Below are 17,928 nucleotides of genomic sequence, written 5' to 3'. Positions count from 1 at the left end.
CCTTCAGTTTGGCGGGCGTTGGCCGCTCGGCTATCGTCACCCTCCATGAATGCTTCCCTTCGCCTTGGCTGGCGCACGCTATGGCGCGATCTGCGCGCGGGCGAACTCCGGCTGCTCATCGTGGCCGTGCTGCTCGCGGTCGCGGCGCTGACCGCCGTCGGGTTCTTCGCCGACCGTCTCAAGGGCGGGCTCCAGCGTGATGCGCGGCAGTTGCTCGGCGGCGACGCGGTGCTCGCCAGCGACAACCCGACCCCCGCCGCCTTCATCGACCGCGCGCGTGCGCTGGGGCTGCAGACCACCACGAACTACGGCTTCCCGACGATGGCACGCGCGAGCGATGCGCAGGGCGGCGCGACCAAGCTGGTGGCCCTCAAGGCGGTCACCGCCGGCTATCCCTTGCGCGGCAGCCTGCTCGTGAGCGGCGACACCACCTCGCCGGGGCAGTCGACGCGGGACATTCCGGCGCCAGGCGACACCTGGGTCGACGGATCGCTCCTCGAAGCGCTCGGCCTGCAGGTCGGCGACACGCTGCTGCTCGGCGATGCGGGCCTGCGCATCGCCCGCGTGATCACGCTGGAGCCCGATCGCGGCGCCGGGTTCATGAGCTTCGCGCCACGCGTGATGCTCAACCAGGTCGACGTGCCGCGCACGGGCCTCGTGCAGCCGGCGAGCCGCGTGAGCTATCGCTTCGCGGTGGCGGGTGAACCGGCTGCGGTGAAGCGCTTCAGCGACTGGGCGGACTCAACGCTCAAGCGCGGCGAAGTTCGCGGTGCGCGACTCGAATCCTTCGAGAGCGGCCGGCCCGAGATGCGCCAGACGCTGGATCGCGCCGAGAAATTCCTGAACCTCGTCGCGTTGCTCGCTGCGCTGCTGTCGGCGGTGGCGGTGGCCCTGGCGGCGCGGGGCTTCGCGGCACGGCATCTCGACGATTGCGCGATGCTGCGCGTGCTCGGGCAGAGCCAGCGGACGATCGCCGGCGCCTATGCCTTCGAGTTCGCCGTCGTCGGCGTGATCGCCAGCGTGCTCGGTGTCGCAATCGGCTTCGGCGTGCACTACGCCTTCGTGATGCTGCTGGCGGGACTGGTCGAGAACTCGCTGCCCGCGCCCACGTTCTGGCCGGTGGCCTTCGGGCTCGGCGTCGGGCTCACGCTGCTCTTCGCCTTCGGCCTGCCGCCGGTGCTTCAGCTGTCGCGCGTGCCGCCGCTGCGCGTCATCCGCCGCGACGTCGGCAATTTGAAGCCGGCGTCGATCGCGGTGCTCGCGCTCGGCGTGGCCGGCTTTGCGGCCTTGTTGGTGGCGGCGAGCAGCGACCTGAAGCTGGGGTTGATCGCGGTCGGTGGCTTCGCGGGTGCGGTGGCGGTCTTCGCGCTGCTGAGCTGGCTGGCGGTGCTGGTGCTTCGCCGCAGCGTCAACGAGACGACCGCGCCGCGCTGGCTGGTGCTCGCCACGCGGCAGATCTCGGCGCGGCCCGCCTATGCGGTGGTGCAGGTCAGCGCGCTGGCGGTCGGCCTGCTGGCCCTGATCCTGCTCGTGCTGCTGCGCACAGATCTCGTGTCGAGCTGGCGCAAGGCCACGCCGCCCGATGCGCCGAACCGCTTCGTCATCAACGTGATGCCGGAACAGAGTGATGTGTTCCAGAAGACGCTGCGCGATGCCGGCGTTCGAAAGTTCGACTGGTATCCGATGATTCGCGGCCGGCTGGTGTCAGTCAACGGCCGTCCGGTCTCGCCGGACGACTACGCGGACGATCGCGCGAAGCGGCTCGTGGATCGCGAGTTCAACCTCAGCAACAGCGCCGAGGCGCCGCCGCACAACATGGTCACCGCCGGTACATGGACGCCGGGTGCGGCAGGCGAAGTCAGCGTGGAGGAGGGCCTGGCCGAGACGCTTGGCCTGAAGCTGGGCGACACGCTGCGCTTCGACATCGGCGGGCTGCAGAACGATGCGCGCATCACCTCGCTGCGCAAGGTGGACTGGGGTTCGATGCATGCGAACTTCTTCGTGATGTACACCGTGCCCGAGCTGACCGACGTGCCCGTGACCTACATGGGCGCCTTCCGCGCACCGGACGTCAAGGGCTTTGACAACGCGCTCGTGCGCACCTATCCCAACATCACCAATGTCGACATGAGCGCGACCATCGGGCAGGTGCAGCGCGTGCTGGACCAGGTGATCCGCGCGGTGGAGTTTCTCTTCGGCTTCACGCTGGCGGCGGGGCTGGTGGTGCTGTTCGCTTCGGTCACCGCCACGCGCGAGGAGCGTGCGCGCGAGTTCGCGGTGATGCGCGCGGTCGGTGCGCGCGGCAGCCTGCTGCGGCAGGTGCAGCGCGCGGAGCTTGCGGGCGTCGGGCTGATGGCCGGCTTCCTCGCGAGCATCGTGGCCTCGGTCATCGGCTGGGCGCTCGCGCGCTACGTGTTCGATTTCACCTGGACCGCATCGCCCCTGGTGCCGATTGCCGGCGCGCTGTCGGGCGCGGTGCTCGCGCTGGCCGCGGGCTGGTGGGGGTTGCGCGAAGTGCTGCGCCGGCCGGTGGTTGCCACCTTGCGGCAGGCGGCGGAATAGCGGGCCGTGCTTCGATGGTCGCGTCCATCGAATTCGAGACCGAACGCCTGCGTGCCCGCCGGTGGCAGGGCGGCGACCGCGAGCCCTTCGCGGCGCTGAACGCCGATCCGCGCGTGATGGCGTTCTTCCAGGCGCCGCTCTCGCGCGCCGAAAGCGATGCCATGGTCGATCGCATCGAGGCCGGCTTCGATGAACGCGGATGGGACCTCTGGGCGGTGGAGGAGCGCGCGGGCGGCGCCTTCATCGGCTTCGTCGGGCTGAGCGTTCCGCGGGCTGACCTGCCGTGCTCGCCATGCGTCGAGGTCGGCTGGCGGCTGGCGCGTGCGTTCTGGGGGCGCGGCTATGCGACCGAAGCCGCGCGCGGGGCCTTGAGAGTGGGCTTCGAGCGTCTCGGGCTTCCGGAGATCGTGTCGTTCACGGCGGCGCGGAACCTGCCCTCGGAGGCGGTCATGAAGCGCCTCGGGATGGCTGCGGACGGGACCTTCGAACATCCGCGCATGGCTGTGGGGCATCCGCTTCGCTTGCATGTGCTCTATCGGCTGAGGCGGGAGGCGTGGCTCGCTTCAGGGGAACGTGAAAGGCCGTTCGAGCTGCGTGTCTCGTGAGGATGCCTGCGTGAGGGAAGCGCGTCGCGGAGAGCACGGCGCGGCGGCACACGGGATCACCGCACGCCGCGCGCCGCCATCGCTCACTTGCCGAACAACTTGGCCACGTGCTGCCAAGCGCGCAGCATCAGGCCCGAGCGTTCCACATCGGCCTGCGCGACGAGCGGCGTTTCTCCGACCGGCTTGCCGTTCGAGGTCGCGACCACCTTGCCGATCACCGCGCCCTTGGCCACTGGCGCCTGCAGGTCGGGCTTGACTTCCACCGAGGTCTGCACCTGCTGGCCGCGCGGCACGGTCAGGGTCCAAGGCGACCCCAGGCCCGCGGCGACGGTGTCGGCCTTGCCGAAGCTGACCTTGGCGTTCGTGACGACCGTGTTCGGCTGGATCGGGGTGGCCTTCTCGAAGTTGCTGTAGCCCCATCCGAGGAGCTGGCGCGTCTGGTCGGCACGCGCCTGCGCGCTGTTGGTGTTGAGGATCACCGTGATCAGGCGCATGCCGTTGCGCTTGGACGACGTGACGAGGCAGTAGCCGGCCTCTTGGGTGTGGCCGGTCTTCAGGCCGTCGACCGTCGGGTCGGTGTAAAGCAGGGCGTTGCGATTGCCCTGCTTGATGTTGTTGTACTTGAACTCGCGTTCCGCGTAGATCGGGTAGTAGTCGGAACTGTCGCGGATGATCGCGCGCGCCAGGATCGCGAGGTCCCGCGCGGACGCCTTGTGCGCCGGGTCGGGCAGGCCCGTCGCGTTGACGAAGTTCGTGTTCGTCATCCCGAGCCGCTTGGCTTCGGCATTCATGAGCTTGGCGAAGCCCTCTTCGGAGCCGGCCATGTGCTCGGCGATCGCCTTGGACGCGTCGTTGCCCGACTGGATGATGATGCCGCGCAGGATGTCGATCACCGTGGCCTGGCTGTTCAGCGGCAGGTACATGCAGGACTCGGTGCTCGAGCCGCGGCACCAGGCATTCTGGCTGGTCGTGACGAGATCGTCCTTCTTGAGCTTGCCCGAGCGAAGTGCCTGTTCGACCAGGAAGCTGGTCATCATCTTGGTCAGGGACGCCGGCGGCAGCGGTTCGTCGGGGTTGGACGAGGCGAGCACTTCGCCGGAGTCGAAGTCCATCAGCAGCCATGCCTTGGCGGCGAGCGCCGGCGCACCGCCTGCCACGGCGGTTTGCCCAGGGGCCGCCGCCGGGGCAGGCGCCTCGGCCGCCGCGGGCTTCTTCGGGGCTGCGGCATGCTTGGCAGCGTGAGGGGGGGCCGCGAAGGACGCCGAATTGGGAACCAGGGCGCCGGCGGCGATGGCGAAGGCGAGAGGAAGGATGGAGAGAGTCTTGGATTGCATGGGAATTCAGGGAGCAGGACGCAGAGGCAGGACGCGATTGTCGCGGATCGAATGCGACCGCCGACTTCGATCGCGCATGAAGGATCGAAGATTGGAGCGGGAGTTCAGTGCTAAAGCACTTCGTCCCGAAGCTGCGGAAACACTTTCGACACCTTTGCCAGCAGGTAATCGCCGTACTTGCCGCTGAAGGCGTGTACGTTCGCACGGTCCCAGCGCAGGGCGCTGTCGTCGAGCGCCTGCGCGCCGGCCAGTCCTTCGATGCGCTGCACGCGGGCCTCGAAGTTGGGATCGAAGAACAGCGGGAACGAAAGCCGATCGCGCCCCGAGGTGTTGCGCGTCACGCGGTGTGGCGTCGACTTGTAGAGCCCGCCGGTCATGCGGTCCAGCATGTCGCCGATGTTGCAGACGAAAGAGTTTGCGACAGGCGGCGCCTCGATCCAGCCTTCGGGCGTGCGCACCTGCAGGCCGCCGACGTCGTCCTGGTGCAGGATCGTGAGCAGGCCGTAGTCGGTGTGCTCGCCGACGCCCCAGTGCACGTCCATGCCCTGCGGCACCGCCTGCGTGGGGTAGTTGAAGATTCGAAAGAGGATCAGCGGATCCGCGGTGTAGCGCTCCGCGAAGTAACCGGACGGCAGGCCGAGGCTCAGCGCGATGCCCTCCATGAGCCTGTGACCGAGCTTCGTGACCGCATCCATGTAGGCGAGGATGGTTTCGCGCATCCCCTCGATCTCGGGGAACAGGTTGGGCCCGTGCACCGGCGTGCGCGCGCGCACCAGCGGGTGGTCCTCGGGCAGTTCGGTGCCGAGGTACAGGCCCTCCTTCCAGTCCGGCCGGCCGGATGTCAGTTCGCCCGCCAGGGGGAAGTAGCCGCGCCACGCCCGGCCGCCGAGCGCCATCCGCCAGCGCATCTTGGTCGCTTCGTCCTGTGCGAAGAAGCGGCGGCTCAGCTCTTCGAGCCGATGTACGAGCGCCGCATCCACGCCATGGCCGACGACGTAGAAGAAGCCGTGGGCGCGGCACGCGGCGCCGATCCCCGCCGCCACGTCCTCGCGGGCCTCGCCGCCGGCCGCGAGTCCGGACACGTCGATGACCGGCAGGGCGCCATCGCCGGGGGAAAGGGGTAAATCACGCATCCCGCGATGGTGCCGCAAGTCCTTGGGACAATGTCGCCCATGCAAATTCAGGAAAAGCCGCCTTTCGACACGCCCTTCGAATGGATCGGCGGCGAGGAAAAAGTCCACGCGCTGGTGGAGCGCTTCTACGATCTGATGGACCTGGAGCCCGCCTACGCCCGCCTTCGCGCGGTGCACGGCAGCTCGCTGGACAACGCGCGCCAGCGGCTCTTCTGGTTCCTCTGCGGATGGCTCGGCGGCCCGCAGCACTACACCGACCGCTTCGGCCACCCGATGCTGCGGGCGCGCCACCTGCCGCAGAGCATCGGCGGCCACACCATCGGCATCAAGGAGCGCGACGAGTGGCTTGCCTGCATGGACCAGGCGATGGGCGAGACCGGCGTGCCGGAGGCCTTGCGCGAGCGCTTGCGCGGCTCGTTCTTCCAGACTGCGGACTGGATGCGCAACCGATAGCTCGCACGCCCATGCACCTTCGATGTCTTGACCGGTCTGGGCGCGGTCGCCATACTCCAACGCCATGACCGCGAAGCTCCTACCCATCCTTCCGATGCGCGCCGGCATGCGACTGCATGCCGTGGGTGTCGCCTTGTTGGGAAGTACGGGTTAGGGTCGCCTGCTTTCCAATCCAGATTTCTGCTTCACAAGGCCCGCATTCGCGGGCCTTGTGTTTTTCTGGCCGTTCAAACCATCAGGAAGGAATCTCGATGAGCGATCACGACATCAACAGGCAAGTGGAACCCGGCGAGACGGGTCGCCCGGCGATGCAAGTGCGTAGAGCGCGAACTACGGATGCGGAGGCGTTTGCTCAAATGATGTCCGACCCCGAGGTCTACCCGCAGCTGCTGCAGATGCCGTATGGCGATACTGATCTCTGGCGCGAGCGGTTGACCAAGATGTGCGCCGCCAATCAGGAAGGCCTGCTTCTGGTGGTCGAGGCTCACGGCGAGGTGATTGGGGCGGCGGGTCTGCATTCGACCGGTCCATCGCCGCGACGGCGCCACGTGATGTACATCGGCATTCAGGTGCGTTCCGATTGGCAAGGCCGGGGCGCTGGCACGCTCCTCATGAAGTCGTTGTGCGACTACGCAGATCGATGGCTGGGGATTTCGAGGCTGGAGTTGACTGTCTATGTGGACAACCTGCGGGCGCAGGAACTCTATCGGCGCTTCGGCTTTGTCGACGAAGGCCTGCATCGCGCGTATGCCCTGCGCGACGGCCGCTACGTGGATGCCGTGGCGATGGCGCGGTTGGTGCCGATGCGCTGACGGCGTTCAGCGCCGCGACGGCGCCAGCAGCACCACCAGCGCGCCGGCACCGCCTTCGGCCGGCTTGGCCTGCACGAAGGCCAGCGTCTCGTTCTTCTGGATCAGCCAGCGCTGCACCTTGGCCTTGAGCACCGGCTGGCGGCCCGGGGAGCCCAGGCCCTTGCCGTGCACCACGCGCACGCAGCGCAGGCCCTGCTTGTAGGCCTCGCGGATGAAGGCGCCGAGGGCCTCGCGCGCCTCGTCGGTACGCATGCCGTGGAGGTCGATCTGGCGCTGGATGGTCCACTCGCCGGCGCGCAGCTTGCGCGTCACGTCGGTGTTGACGCCGGGTCGGCGGAAGCTCATCGCGTCGTCGGCGTCGAGCAGCGTGGTGACGTCGAACTCGTCGGAGAGCGATTCGCGCAGCACGCGCTGTTCGTCGAGCTGCTGCTGCACCGGGACCGGCGCCGGCGGTTCGGGCGCCAGATGCACCGCGGCCTTGCGCCGCAAAGGCTGGGTGGCGCCGATGGCGCGTGCGAAGAGGTCCTGCTCGGCGGCGCGCTTCTTCTCGGCCGCCGCGCGGGCGATCGCCTCGGCGGCTTCGCGTTCGCGCTGTTGGGCGAGCGAGCGCTGCACGTCCTTGAGGTCGGCGAGGCTCTTGAGGTTTCGGGGTTTGGGGGGCATGCGTGCGATGCGGGAAAGGACTCGAGCGGTCATGCTCACGTCGACCGGGCGGCATCGCCGAATCGTTCGCAAGACCACGGTCATTGTCGTGGATCGCCGATGGCGGCGCTTCAGATGAGCCCGTGTTCGGCCATCGAGAGCGTGTGGCCCCGGCCGACGACCATGTGATCGAGGACGCGCACGTCGACGGTGGCCAGCGCATTCCTGAGCGTCTGGGTCAGCAGTTCGTCGGCGCGCGAGGGTTCGGTGCAACCGCTCGGGTGGTTGTGGGCCAGCACCACTGCGGCGGCGCCGTGGTGCAGCGATCGGGCCACCACCTCGCGCGGGTAGACGCTGGTCTGCGTCAGCGTGCCGCGGAACAGCTCCTCCATCGCGATCAGGCGATGCCGAGCGTCCAGGAAAAGCGCTGCGAACACCTCGTGCGGCCTGGCCGAGAGATGAAGCTGCAGGTACTGCTTCACGGCATCCGGCGTGTCGAAGATCGGGCTTTCCTTGAGGCCTTCGGCCATGGCGCGCCGGGCGAGTTCGAGCACGGCGGCAAGCTCCGCGCGTTTGGCGGTGCCGCCCAGGCCCTTGATGCGCTTGAGGTCGCCCGGCCCCGCGTGCAGCAGCCCGGAGATGCCGCCGAACGCATCGAGGAGCTCCTGCGCGAGCTGCAGCACGTTCTTGCCGCGGATGCCGGTGCGCAGCAAGAGCGCCACCAGCTCCGCATCGGCCAGCGCGCCGGCGCCGAATTCCATGAGCTTTTCGCGCGGCCGCGATCCCTCGATCAGGTCCTTGAATGACATGGCTTGCACGGGGTCGTGGCCCCTCTCCCTAAAATACGCCTCTCAGTCTATAGCGGCCTCTCACCTTGTCCTCGACCACCCAGCCCGCCGTCGTCACGGCCGGTTCCTTCCTCACCCTGCACTACCGCCTTGCCGGGCCTGCGGGCGACATCATCAACACCTTCAACGACAAGCCCGCCACGCTGTCGCTGGGCACCGGGGAGCTTTCGCCCGCGGTCGAGCAGCGGCTGATCGGCCTGGAGGAGGGCACGCACGCCACCTTCGAATTGCCGGCCGGCGCGGCCTTCGGCGAACGCAATCCCGACATGCAGCAGTGGGTCGCGCGCAAGCTGCTCGCGCAGATGGGCGACCCCGACGAGCAGTACGCCGTCGGCGACGTGGTGCAGTTCCCGACGCCCGACGGCACCGGCAGCTATGCCGGTGCGGTGATCGAGTCGAACGAGACCGCGGTGCGCTTCGATTTCAACCATCCGCTCGCAGGTCAGCCCGTGACCTTCGAGGTCAAGCTGATCGGCGTGCTGTGAGCCGCGTCGAAGAAGTCATCCTTGCCGAGCCGCGCGGCTTCTGCGCCGGCGTGGATCGCGCGATCGAGATCGTCGAGCGCGCCATCGCGAAATTCGGCGCGCCGATCTACGTGCGCCACGAGATCGTCCACAACACCTTCGTGGTGAACGAGCTGAAGTCCAAGGGCGCGGTCTTCATCGAGGACCTCGCCGAAGTGCCGCCGGGCGCGACGCTGGTGTTCAGCGCGCATGGCGTGAGCAAGGCGGTGCAGGCCGAGGCGCGTGCGCGTGGCTTCGAGATCTTCGATGCCACCTGCCCGCTGGTGACCAAGGTCCACGTCGAGGTCGCCAAGCTCGCCAAGGAAGGCTACGAGTTCATCATGATCGGCCACAAGGGCCATCCGGAAGTCGAAGGCACGATGGGCCAGCTCTCCGGCGGCATCCATCTGGTGGAAGACGTGGAAGACGTGGCGCGCGTGGCGCCTTCGCAGTCGGAGAAGCTCGCGGTGGTCACGCAGACCACGCTGTCGGTCGACGATGCGGCCGAGATCTCGGCCGCGGTGCGCGCGCGCTTCCCCAAGGTGCGCGAGCCCAAGCAGCAGGACATCTGCTATGCGACCCAGAATCGCCAGGACGCGGTGAAGCTGCTCAGTCCGCAAGTGGATCTGGTGATCGTCGTGGGCAGCCCGACCAGCTCCAACAGCAACCGCCTGCGCGAACTGGCGCAGCGCCTGGGGACCGAGAGCTACATGGTCGATTCGGCCGCAGAGCTCCGGCCCGAGTGGTTCGAAGGCAAGTCCCGCGTCGGCCTGACGGCAGGCGCTTCGGCGCCGGAGGTGCTGGTGCGCGAGGTGACCGACCGGATCAAGGCCCTCGGCGCGGTGTCGGTGCGCAAGATGGACGGCATCCAGGAAACGCTCAAGTTCCCTTTGCCCAAGGGGCTCAAGCTGGACGACGTTCCCGCGCCGGGGCACATCTCGTGACGGACGGCGCGGTCGACTGGCGTCGGGACATCGAGTCGGCAGCCAGGCGTGCGCGCGAACGCACACCGGGCTTCCTGCGCGAGACGCCGCTGTGGAAGCTCCAGGGCGCCGCGCTCGGCCTCGCGGCTCGCGATGTCGAAGTCTGGTTGAAGCTGGAGCAGCTTCAGGTCAGCGGCAGCTTCAAGGCGCGGGGCATGATGAACCGGCTGCTGGCCAACGACATCCCGGCAAGCGGCGTGATCGTCGCTTCGGGCGGCAACGCCGGCATCGCGACGGCGGCTGCGGCGCAGGCGCTGGGGGTGCATTGCGAAGTCTTCCTGCCGAACGTGTCCTCCGAGGCCAAGCGTGCGCGGCTGCGTTCGCTGGGTGCGCAGGTGGTGGTCGGCGGTGATGCCTACGCCGATGCGTTGGCTGCGTGCCTCGCGCGGCAGCGTGAGACGGGCGCGTTGTTGACGCATGCCTATGACCAGCCCGAGGTGGTCGCCGGGGCCGGGACGCTGGGGCTCGAGATCGAACGGCAGGGCGGCATCCCGGATTCGGTGCTCGTCAGCGTCGGCGGTGGCGGTCTGATCGGGGGCCTCGCCGCGTGGTTCGAGTCCCGTGCCCGTGTGGTGGCGCTGGAGCCCGAGCGGGCGCCGACGTTGTTCAAGGCGCGTGAGGCCGGCGCGCCGGTGGACGTCGAAGTCGGCGGCATCGCAGCCGATTCTCTCGGCGCGCGGCGCATCGGAAGCATCTCGTGGGACATCACGCAGCGCCATGTGCCCGAGGCTCTCCTGCTCACGGACGAAGCGATCCGCTCGGCGCAGCTCTGGCTGTGGAAGGAACTGAAGCTCGCCGTCGAGCCGGCCGCAGCGCTGCCGTTGGCGGCGCTGCAAAGTGGCGCCTATGTGCCGCACAGCGGCGAGAAGCTTTGCCTGATCGTCTGCGGCGCGAACGTGGATCCGGCCACCCTCGCCTGAAGCGCCGGCCGGTCAGGCCGGTGGATGATCCACGTTGATCATCCACGGCACGCCGAACTTGTCTTCGAGCATCCCGAAGCCCGGCGACCAGAAGGTCGCCGCATAGGGCATCGCGACCTTGCCGCCGGCGGAGAGGGCGCTGAAAAGCTGTTCGCCTTCCTTCACGTCCTTGGCCTGCACCGACAGCGAGAAGCCCTTGTAGCCTTCGAACTTGTATTCGGGCGGTGCGTCGGAGGCCATCAGCTTCTGGCCGCGCGCGGTCAGCGTGGCGTGCATGATCTTGTCCTTGTAGTTGTCGGGCGTCTGCGCGCCCATGGGGCTCTCGGCGAAGGTCATGCTGAATTCGATCTTGCCGCCCAGGCACTTGGCGTAGAACGCGAGCGCCTCGGCCGCGTTGCCGTTGAAGGTCAGATAGGCTTCCATGCTGGCTCCTTGAGGTTTGTGTTCAGGGGACCACCATGCACGCGCACCTAAAATCGCGCAATGCTCGATATCACACTGTTACGCAAGGACCTCGCCTCGGTCGTTGCGCGCCTCGAAACCCGCAAGAAGAACCAGCCCTACCTCGACGTCGCCAGGTTCAGTTCGCTCGAGGCCGAACGCAAGACCCTGCAGACCCGCACCGAGGAATTGCAGGCGAAGCGCAACGCGCTCAACAAGCAGATCGGGCCGCTGAAGGCCAAGGGCGAATCGGTCGATGCGCTGATGGCGGAGGTCAATGCGCTCAAGGCCGAGCAGGAATCGTCGGCCACCCGCCTCGATGCGCTCCAGCCTGAGCTCCACGCACTGCTGCTGGCGGTGCCCAACCTGCCGCACGCGAGCGTGCCGGTCGGCGAGGACGAGCAGGCCAATGTCGAGATCCGCCGCTGGAGCCCGAAGGGTGGCGCTGGAGGTTCTGCAGAGCCGCTGCCATTTGCCGCCAAGGATCACGTAGATCTCGGCACGCCGCTGGGGCTGGATTTCGAGACCGGCGCCAAGCTGTCGGGCTCGCGCTTCAATGTCATGAAGGGGCCGATCGCGCGCCTGCATCGCGCGCTGTCGCAATTCATGATCGACCTGCAAACGCAGCAGCACGGCTATACCGAGTGCTACGTGCCCTACATCGTCAATGCCGAGACGCTGCGCGGCACGGGCCAGCTGCCCAAGTTCGAAGGCGACCTGTTCGCCGCGAAGAAGGGCGGCCAGGAAGGCGAGGCTGCGCCCGACCTGCAGGCGCTCTATCTCATCCCGACCAGCGAAGTGCCGCTCACGAATTTCGTGCGCGACGAAGTGGTGCCCGAGGCGCAGTTGCCGATCCGGCTCACCGCGCACACGCCGTGCTTCCGCTCGGAAGCGGGCAGCGCAGGCCGCGACACGCGCGGGATGATCCGCCAGCACCAGTTCGACAAGGTCGAGATGGTGCAGATCACGCATCCCGAGAAAAGCTACGAAGCGCTCGAGGCGATGGTCGGCCATGCCGAGGCCGTGCTGCAGGCGCTCGAACTGCCGTATCGCGTGGTGCTCCTCAGCACGGGCGACATGGGTTTCGGGTCGAGCAAGACCTATGACCTCGAAGTGTGGCTGCCGGCGCAGGACACCTATCGCGAGATCAGCTCGGTGTCGAACTGCGAAGCCTTCCAGGCGCGCCGGCTGCAGGCGCGCTTCAAGAACGCGCAGGGCAAGAACGAACTGGTGCACACGCTCAACGGTTCGGGTCTGGCGGTGGGGCGGACGCTGGTTGCGGTGCTCGAGAACCACCAGAACGAGGACGGCTCGATCACCGTGCCGGCCGCCCTCCGGCCGTACCTCGGCGGCCTCGAAGTTTTGCGGCCCTGAGAAAAAACCCGTTGAAGCTCTGCTAGAATCGCGGGCTCGACCAACACCGGAGAGGTGGCAGAGTGGTCTAATGTACCTGACTCGAAATCAGGCGTGGGTTCATAGCCCACCGAGGGTTCGAATCCCTCCCTCTCCTCCAGTAACCTTGGCGATCGCTCTGGTCCAGCCAAGATCAAACGGGCCCCTCGGGCCCGTTTTTTTTTCTCGCGTGATTCCTTGCGGCCTCGGCGGCACGTTGTGTGCATGCGACGCATCGGGGAAGAATCGAAGCAAGACATTTCGCACAGCGAATTAAGATCGAATGCTCGGCAGACCGCTGCAGGTTGGTAGAGGCAGCCGCTTTCATGGCCCCGCGAGGGGCTTTTTTGTGCCTGACTGACAAGGGACCAGTATTGCCATGATGGGAAATTCGTCGTTTGCGGGCTTGGGCAACTCGTCCTTCGCGAGCCTCACGCCGGCACCGGCGTCTGCCGACGAGGCCGAACCATGGGTTCGCGGTGAGCTGATCCGAAGCCTGATGCGCGCCTCGCGCGGCTCGTATCTGCTGGCCGCGGCGCTGATGCCCGCGATGGTCGGCCTGAGCTGGGGGCACGTGCCCGTCTGGCAGCTCATGGTCTGGCTCGCGATCGGCATCGCGGCCACCGCCTGCCGCATCTGGGGCGAGCAGATCTATGCGCGGCACTACGCCGATCGCGATTCGGCGGCCCAGCAGTACTTCGTCGACCACTACCGCTTTCTCTGGAGCACCAGCGCCTTCGCCTGGGGCCTGTCGATCCTGATCTTCTTCGAGCGCACGCCGCTGGTGAACCAGTTCATGAGCTGGCTGATCGTGGCCGGTGTCGCGACGTTCCCGCTCAACGGGCTGGCGCTGCATCCGCCGCTGCTCAAGCGCTACGTGAACACGCTCTTCTTCACGATGCTGGCGGCGATCGCGCTGCGCATGATCGAGCTGAATTTCGAGAAGCCGCATTTCCACTACGGCTTCCTGATGCTGCCGGGCCTGCACTGGTGGCTGCTGCTGCGTGCGGGCCGGCGCATCCACGAGACGGCGCGCAACAGCTTCGAGCTGCTGTTCCACAACCACATCCTGATCAATTCGCTCACCCAGCAGCGCCAGGCGGCCGTGTCGGCGGTGGCGATGAAGAACCGCTTCCTCGCGAGCGCCGCGCACGACATGCGCCAGCCGGTGCTCGCGCTATCCCTCTACGCCGACTGGCTGCGCAACGAGCCGGAGCTGGTGGCCGAGATCGCGCCGAAGATCGTGCGCGCCACCCATGCGGTGAATGCGCTGTTCGACTCGCTGTTCGATCTCGCGCGCATCGATTCGGGGCAGGTGCGGCTGCATATCGAGCGGGTCGACGTGGCCCAGCTCCTGCACGATCTCGAACTGCAATACCGCCCCGTCGCGGAAGCCAAGGGCCTGACCTTCCGCATGCACGTGACGCCGGGAACGGTGCTCACCGATCCGATCCGCGTGCGCCGCATGATCGGCAACCTGCTCGCCAACGCGATCAAGTACACGGCCGAGGGCGGCGTGCTGCTCGCGTCAAGGCAGACGCGCGACGGCCTGCGGGTGGAGGTCTGGGACACCGGCATCGGCATTGCCCGTGAACACCTGCGCGACGTGTTCCTGGAGTTCTACAAGGTGGCGGACCATGCCGGCACCTCGGACGGCTTCGGTCTCGGCCTCGCGATCGTCGCGCGCCTCTCGCATGCGCTGGGCCATCCGGTCAGCGTGCGATCTCGCCTGGGCAAGGGCAGCGTGTTCCGCGTCGCATTGCATGACGCGGACGAGAGCCAGGCCCAAACCCGGATCTCCGGCGCAGTAGGCTAAGAACCCGAAATGCCCGAGCTCCCCGCGGAACCGGCTTTGCCGGGCCGCCGGGAGTGCCCCCTGCAAGGGGGTGGAGAGCGACACGAAGTGCGCGAGCCTGGGGGTGTGCCTAGCTACCCGGGCAGGAGTCCGTTCGTACGGGCGTGATGCAGCGCCTGGGTGCGGCTCTTCACGCCAAGGCGGCGGAACAGGCGCCACAGGTGCACCTTGACCGTGTGCTCGCTGATGTCCAGCTCGGTCGCGATGTCGCGATTGCTCATGCCCTGATCGAGCATGGCGATCAACTGGGTCTGGCGCTTGGACAGCTTGTTGCTGGTCGCCGTCACCGGCTCTTCAGCTTCAGAGTCGGCCATCAGCAGGCCGCGCAGCGCCGCGGTGAGTTCCGCCGAGCTGGCGGACTTCTCGATGTAGGTGTCCGCGCCGGCCTCGATGCAGGCCTCTTCCATGTCGGCCGACGGCGATGCCGAATAGACCGCGATCGGGACTTCCGGATAGTCGCGCTTCACCGCGACCACGCCGGAAACGCCGGTGATGTCGGGGAGTTTCAGGTCGAGGCAGAAAAGCCCCGGCGCTCCGTATTGCTTGACGGCGGCGGTGAGCTTGTCGAGGCGTTCGAGTTCGACGATGGTCTCGGCCGGGCGGAGGCGGCGCAGAACCATCACGATGGCGTCGCGCATCAGGGGGTGGTCGTCGATGACGTAGATACTCATGGTTTTCTCACTGTGTGCGCGGTCCGGGTCGTGCCCCTCGCCGTGCGTTGCTTTCTCTCAGATCATCCTTCACTCGGCCGCTTCGGCGGCCAGTGTCTCTAGCGCGGCGGATGCCGCGCTCACTCCCTTGTCGTCCATGGGTTCGAGCTGCTCGGCAAGCAGAGCCAGCGCAGCGCCGCGCTCCTGCTTCAGCGTGGCGATGGCGCGTCCGGCTTCCTGCGGCGTTGCGAACCCTCGGCTTTGTACCAGTTGGGCGCCCGTCGCGTCGAGAAACTTGAAGTAGAAAAGGCCATCGCTTTCCCTGTATTGCTTGAAGCTCGGGCGCGCGACCTTCGCCGCCTTGCGCGCAGCGGGCTTGGGGCTCGCGGCCAGGTTGCGCAGGCCGACCGCGTGGCGCAGCTCGGCGAGGAAGGGCTTCGACAGCGCGCGCGCCTTCTCGGCCCCGGTACGCAGGATCGTCTCGATTTGCGCCGGGTCGTTGATCAATTCTTCGTAATGCTTTCGCATCGGTGCGATCTCGCGGTCGATGCGCTCGAAGAGGACCTGCTTGGCCTCGCCCCAGCCGATGCCGTCGGCGAAGGCCTTGCGCAAGGTCTCCGTCTCCTCGCTGTCTGCGAACGCCTGGTAGATCTGGAACAGGGCGGAGCCTTCGGTCTCCTTGGGCTCGCCGGGCGCGCGCGAGTCGGTCACGATGCCCGCGATGAGCTTTTGCAGATTGGCGCGTGGCGTGAAGAGCGGAATGGTGTTGTCGTAGCTCTTGCTCATCTTGCGGCCGTCCAGGCCGGGCAGGGTCGCCACCGCTTCGTCGATCTCGGCCTCGGGCAGCGTGAAGTGCTCGCCGTAGAGATGGTTGAAGCTCGCGCCCATGTCGCGCGCCATTTCGATGTGCTGGACCTGGTCGCGGCCCACCGGCACCTTGTGGGCATTGAACATCAGGATGTCCGCCGCCATCAGCACGGGGTACATGAAGAGGCCGGCGCTCACGTCCGCGTCAGGGTCTTCACCCCGGGCGACGTTCTTGTCGACCTGCGCCTTGTAGGCGTGGGCGCGATTGAGCAGGCCCTTGCCGGCCACGCAGGTCAGGAACCAGGTGAGCTCGGGAATCTCGGGAATGTCGGACTGCCGGTAGAAGGTCACGCGCTCGGGATCGAGCCCGCAGGCCAGCCAGGTGGCGGCGATCTCGAGCGTCGAGCGCTGGATGCGCGCGGGGTCGTCGACCTTGATCAGCGCGTGATAGTCCGCGAGGAAGTAGAAGCTCTGCACGTCCGCGCGGCGGCTGAAGCGCACCGAGTGCCGCACCGACCCCACGTAATTGCCGAGATGCGGCGTTCCGCTGGTGGTGATGCCGGTGAGGAAGCGGACGATGTCGGGGTTGGACGAAGCCATGTGAAAAGACTCAGCGGATCAGGGCGATGATGGGGGAGAGCAGCAGGTTGACGACTTCGTAGCCGAGGGCCATCAGCGGCTGCAGCCAGTAGGTGCTCACGATGCCGGCGAGCACGAGGGCCATCACGATGAAGAAGCCATAGGGCTCGATGCGCGCGAGGAATTCCTGCGCGCGGCCGCGCGGCAGAAGTCCGGCGAGCACGCGTCCGCCATCGAGCGGCGGCAGCGGAAAGAGGTTGAAGGCCCACATGACGAGGTTCACCAGCACGCCGCCCTGCGCCATCTTCAGGAAGAAAGGTTCGCTGACACCGAAGGCGGCAAGCGCGACGTAGAACAGCGCCCACAAGATTGCCTGGATGAAGTTGGCCGCCGGCCCGGCCAGCGCGACCCAGATCATGTCGCGCTTGGGATGGCGCAGCCGGCCGAAGCTCACCGGGACGGGCTTCGCATAGCCGAAGAGGAAGCTGCCCGAGGTCGCAAAAAAGAGCAGCAGCGGCATCAGGATGGTGCCGACCGGGTCGATGTGCTTCATCGGATTGAGCGTCACGCGGCCGAGCACGTAGGCGGTGTTGTCGCCGAAATAGCGGGCGACGTAGCCGTGCGCGGCTTCGTGCACGGTGATCGCGAAGATCACCGGCAGTGCGTAGATGAGCACGGTCTGGATGGTGTTGGAAATGTCCACTGGCGAATTGTCTCAGACGGGTTGCGTGTCCCTCGGGCGTCTCAGAGGCCGAGCAGGGCGAGCGGGCCGCGGCCCTCCCGCACCAGCACGGGGTCGCCGCCGGTGCCCATGGGCACGAGGTCGACCACGGTCGTCGGCTCCGACGGGCACGCGCCGGAATCGATCACCGCGCCGATCTGCTTCTCGAAACGTTCGCGGATCTGCTCCGCGTCGTTCATCGCCCGGGTCTCGCCGGGCGGAATGAGGGTGGTGGCGAGCAGCGGCTCGCCATGCAGGGTGAGCAGCTCGCACAGCACCTTGTGGTCGGGCATGCGCAGGCCGATGGTCTTGCGCTGCGGATGGCTCACGCGGCGCGGGACTTCCTTCGTTGCTTCGAGGATGAAGGTGTAAGGGCCCGGGGTCGCGGCCTTCAGCAGCCGGTACTGCTTGTTGTCGACACGGGCGTAGTTCGCGAGCTCGCTCAGATCGCGGCAGATCAGCGTGAGGTGGTGCTTCTCGTCGACCTGGCGAATGCGCCGCAACTGGTCGACCGCGTCCTTGTCGTCGAGGTGGCAGGCCAGCGCGTAGCTGGAGTCGGTCGGCACCGCCACGATCTCGCCGCGCGCGAGCAGGGCCGCGGCCTGCTTGAGAAGCCGCTGCTGGGGGTTGTCGGGATGGACTTCGAAGTACTGGGCCATGAAAACCTGACGGGAACGTACGAAGGGAG

General features: G+C 67.2%; 18 protein-coding genes and 1 tRNA gene. 10 read left to right on the top strand and 9 right to left on the bottom strand.

What is annotated here, in order from left to right; translation table 11 throughout:
- The first annotated feature begins 45 nt into the window (after window positions 1–45).
- Window positions 46–2,562, top strand: coding sequence for an ABC transporter permease (locus WKW77_RS21705; RefSeq protein WP_340358958.1), 2,517 nt, complete (start codon window positions 46–48; stop codon window positions 2,560–2,562).
- 14 nt (window positions 2,563–2,576) lie between these two features.
- Window positions 2,577–3,167, top strand: coding sequence for a GNAT family N-acetyltransferase (locus WKW77_RS21700; protein WP_340358957.1), 591 nt, complete (start codon window positions 2,577–2,579; stop codon window positions 3,165–3,167).
- Window positions 3,168–3,250: 83 nt separating this feature from the next.
- On the opposite strand, the gene WKW77_RS21695 is transcribed toward WKW77_RS21700, so the two are convergent.
- Both WKW77_RS21695 and WKW77_RS21690 read right to left on the bottom strand, forming a co-directional pair.
- Window positions 3,251–4,501, bottom strand: coding sequence for a D-alanyl-D-alanine carboxypeptidase family protein (locus WKW77_RS21695; protein WP_340358956.1), 1,251 nt, complete (start codon window positions 4,499–4,501; stop codon window positions 3,251–3,253).
- Between the two features lie 110 nt (window positions 4,502–4,611).
- A complete protein-coding gene (locus tag WKW77_RS21690) occupies window positions 4,612–5,634 on the bottom strand; it encodes an isopenicillin N synthase family dioxygenase (protein WP_340358955.1) in 1,023 nt (340 codons plus the stop codon).
- Window positions 5,635–5,673: 39 nt separating this feature from the next.
- Here WKW77_RS21690 and WKW77_RS21685 point away from each other — a divergent pair, with 39 nt between their 5' ends.
- The gene (locus WKW77_RS21685; protein ID WP_340358954.1) at window positions 5,674–6,087 is read left to right on the top strand and encodes a group II truncated hemoglobin; all 414 of its coding nucleotides are present in this window, start codon (window positions 5,674–5,676) and stop codon (window positions 6,085–6,087) included.
- Window positions 6,088–6,338: 251 nt separating this feature from the next.
- Window positions 6,339–6,899 (top strand): GNAT family N-acetyltransferase, encoded by a 561-nt coding sequence (locus WKW77_RS21680; RefSeq protein ID WP_340358953.1) that lies wholly within the window; start codon window positions 6,339–6,341, stop codon window positions 6,897–6,899.
- 6 nt (window positions 6,900–6,905) lie between these two features.
- Here the strand turns inward: WKW77_RS21680 and WKW77_RS21675 are convergent, their stop codons facing one another.
- Both WKW77_RS21675 and radC read right to left on the bottom strand, forming a co-directional pair.
- Complete coding sequence (locus WKW77_RS21675; RefSeq protein ID WP_340358952.1) at window positions 6,906–7,562, bottom strand: Smr/MutS family protein; 657 nt, start codon at window positions 7,560–7,562, stop codon at window positions 6,906–6,908.
- 110 nt (window positions 7,563–7,672) lie between these two features.
- Window positions 7,673–8,350 (bottom strand): RadC family protein, encoded by a 678-nt coding sequence (radC, locus tag WKW77_RS21670; protein WP_340358951.1) that lies wholly within the window; start codon window positions 8,348–8,350, stop codon window positions 7,673–7,675.
- A 65-nt stretch (window positions 8,351–8,415) separates the two neighbouring features.
- Between radC and WKW77_RS21665 the strand changes: the two genes are divergently transcribed.
- From WKW77_RS21665 to WKW77_RS21655, 3 genes are read left to right on the top strand one after another with little or no spacing between them, the layout of a single operon-like run.
- Complete coding sequence (locus WKW77_RS21665) at window positions 8,416–8,874, top strand: FKBP-type peptidyl-prolyl cis-trans isomerase (RefSeq protein WP_340358950.1); 459 nt, start codon at window positions 8,416–8,418, stop codon at window positions 8,872–8,874.
- Entirely contained in the window at window positions 8,871–9,836 is a 966-nt protein-coding gene (ispH, locus tag WKW77_RS21660; protein WP_340358949.1) for a 4-hydroxy-3-methylbut-2-enyl diphosphate reductase, read from the top strand. Before WKW77_RS21665 ends, ispH begins: the two co-directional genes overlap by 4 nt.
- Window positions 9,833–10,795, top strand: coding sequence for a threonine/serine dehydratase (locus tag WKW77_RS21655; protein WP_422823241.1), 963 nt, complete (start codon window positions 9,833–9,835; stop codon window positions 10,793–10,795). Before ispH ends, WKW77_RS21655 begins: the two co-directional genes overlap by 4 nt.
- A 12-nt stretch (window positions 10,796–10,807) precedes the next feature.
- Here WKW77_RS21655 and WKW77_RS21650 read toward each other — a convergent pair whose 3' ends face one another.
- Window positions 10,808–11,218 carry a VOC family protein gene (locus WKW77_RS21650; protein WP_340358948.1) on the bottom strand — a complete coding sequence of 137 codons (411 nt, stop codon included), beginning with the start codon at window positions 11,216–11,218 and terminating at the stop codon, window positions 10,808–10,810.
- Window positions 11,219–11,278: 60 nt separating this feature from the next.
- Between WKW77_RS21650 and serS the strand changes: the two genes are divergently transcribed.
- The 3 genes from serS to shkS all read left to right on the top strand — a co-directional run bounded on the left by serS (window position 11,279) and on the right by shkS (window position 14,444).
- Window positions 11,279–12,610 carry a serine--tRNA ligase gene (gene serS, locus WKW77_RS21645; RefSeq protein WP_340358947.1) on the top strand — a complete coding sequence of 444 codons (1,332 nt, stop codon included), beginning with the start codon at window positions 11,279–11,281 and terminating at the stop codon, window positions 12,608–12,610.
- A gap of 48 nt (window positions 12,611–12,658) precedes the next feature.
- A tRNA-Ser gene (locus WKW77_RS21640) sits at window positions 12,659–12,749 on the top strand.
- A gap of 258 nt (window positions 12,750–13,007) precedes the next feature.
- Window positions 13,008–14,444, top strand: coding sequence for a surface-behavior sensor histidine kinase ShkS (shkS, locus tag WKW77_RS21635; protein WP_340358946.1), 1,437 nt, complete (start codon window positions 13,008–13,010; stop codon window positions 14,442–14,444).
- Window positions 14,445–14,557: 113 nt separating this feature from the next.
- Here shkS and WKW77_RS21630 read toward each other — a convergent pair whose 3' ends face one another.
- The 4 genes from WKW77_RS21630 to WKW77_RS21615 form a co-directional block, all read right to left on the bottom strand.
- A complete protein-coding gene (locus tag WKW77_RS21630) occupies window positions 14,558–15,154 on the bottom strand; it encodes a response regulator transcription factor (RefSeq protein ID WP_340358945.1) in 597 nt (198 codons plus the stop codon).
- Between the two features lie 69 nt (window positions 15,155–15,223).
- Window positions 15,224–16,540 carry a tryptophan--tRNA ligase gene (locus WKW77_RS21625; protein WP_340358944.1) on the bottom strand — a complete coding sequence of 439 codons (1,317 nt, stop codon included), beginning with the start codon at window positions 16,538–16,540 and terminating at the stop codon, window positions 15,224–15,226.
- Between the two features lie 10 nt (window positions 16,541–16,550).
- Window positions 16,551–17,222 carry a site-2 protease family protein gene (locus WKW77_RS21620; RefSeq protein ID WP_340358943.1) on the bottom strand — a complete coding sequence of 224 codons (672 nt, stop codon included), beginning with the start codon at window positions 17,220–17,222 and terminating at the stop codon, window positions 16,551–16,553.
- A gap of 41 nt (window positions 17,223–17,263) precedes the next feature.
- The gene (locus WKW77_RS21615; protein WP_340358942.1) at window positions 17,264–17,899 is read right to left on the bottom strand and encodes an L-threonylcarbamoyladenylate synthase; all 636 of its coding nucleotides are present in this window, start codon (window positions 17,897–17,899) and stop codon (window positions 17,264–17,266) included.
- Between the last annotated feature and the right edge of the window lie 29 nt (window positions 17,900–17,928).

The sequence above is a fragment of the Variovorax ureilyticus genome, assembly GCF_037889935.1.
In the GTDB taxonomy this organism is placed as follows: Bacteria; Pseudomonadota; Gammaproteobacteria; order Burkholderiales; family Burkholderiaceae_C; genus Variovorax; species Variovorax ureilyticus.
The sequence above is the reverse complement of the archived record's forward strand: the minus strand, read 5'-3'. Positions and strand labels throughout refer to the sequence as shown.

Coding starts and splice junctions, on each gene's coding strand:
- WKW77_RS21705 (WP_340358958.1), top strand. CDS start 46: ATGAATGCTTCCCTTCGCCTTGGCTGGCGCACGCTATGGCGCGATCTG.
- WKW77_RS21700 (WP_340358957.1), top strand. CDS start 2,577: ATGGTCGCGTCCATCGAATTCGAGACCGAACGCCTGCGTGCCCGCCGG.
- WKW77_RS21695 (WP_340358956.1), bottom strand. CDS start 4,501: ATGCAATCCAAGACTCTCTCCATCCTTCCTCTCGCCTTCGCCATCGCC.
- WKW77_RS21690 (WP_340358955.1), bottom strand. CDS start 5,634: ATGCGTGATTTACCCCTTTCCCCCGGCGATGGCGCCCTGCCGGTCATC.
- WKW77_RS21685 (WP_340358954.1), top strand. CDS start 5,674: ATGCAAATTCAGGAAAAGCCGCCTTTCGACACGCCCTTCGAATGGATC.
- WKW77_RS21680 (WP_340358953.1), top strand. CDS start 6,339: ATGAGCGATCACGACATCAACAGGCAAGTGGAACCCGGCGAGACGGGT.
- WKW77_RS21675 (WP_340358952.1), bottom strand. CDS start 7,562: ATGCCCCCCAAACCCCGAAACCTCAAGAGCCTCGCCGACCTCAAGGAC.
- radC (WP_340358951.1), bottom strand. CDS start 8,350: ATGTCATTCAAGGACCTGATCGAGGGATCGCGGCCGCGCGAAAAGCTC.
- WKW77_RS21650 (WP_340358948.1), bottom strand. CDS start 11,218: ATGGAAGCCTATCTGACCTTCAACGGCAACGCGGCCGAGGCGCTCGCG.
- serS (WP_340358947.1), top strand. CDS start 11,279: ATGCTCGATATCACACTGTTACGCAAGGACCTCGCCTCGGTCGTTGCG.
- shkS (WP_340358946.1), top strand. CDS start 13,008: ATGATGGGAAATTCGTCGTTTGCGGGCTTGGGCAACTCGTCCTTCGCG.
- WKW77_RS21630 (WP_340358945.1), bottom strand. CDS start 15,154: ATGAGTATCTACGTCATCGACGACCACCCCCTGATGCGCGACGCCATC.
- WKW77_RS21625 (WP_340358944.1), bottom strand. CDS start 16,540: ATGGCTTCGTCCAACCCCGACATCGTCCGCTTCCTCACCGGCATCACC.
- WKW77_RS21615 (WP_340358942.1), bottom strand. CDS start 17,899: ATGGCCCAGTACTTCGAAGTCCATCCCGACAACCCCCAGCAGCGGCTT.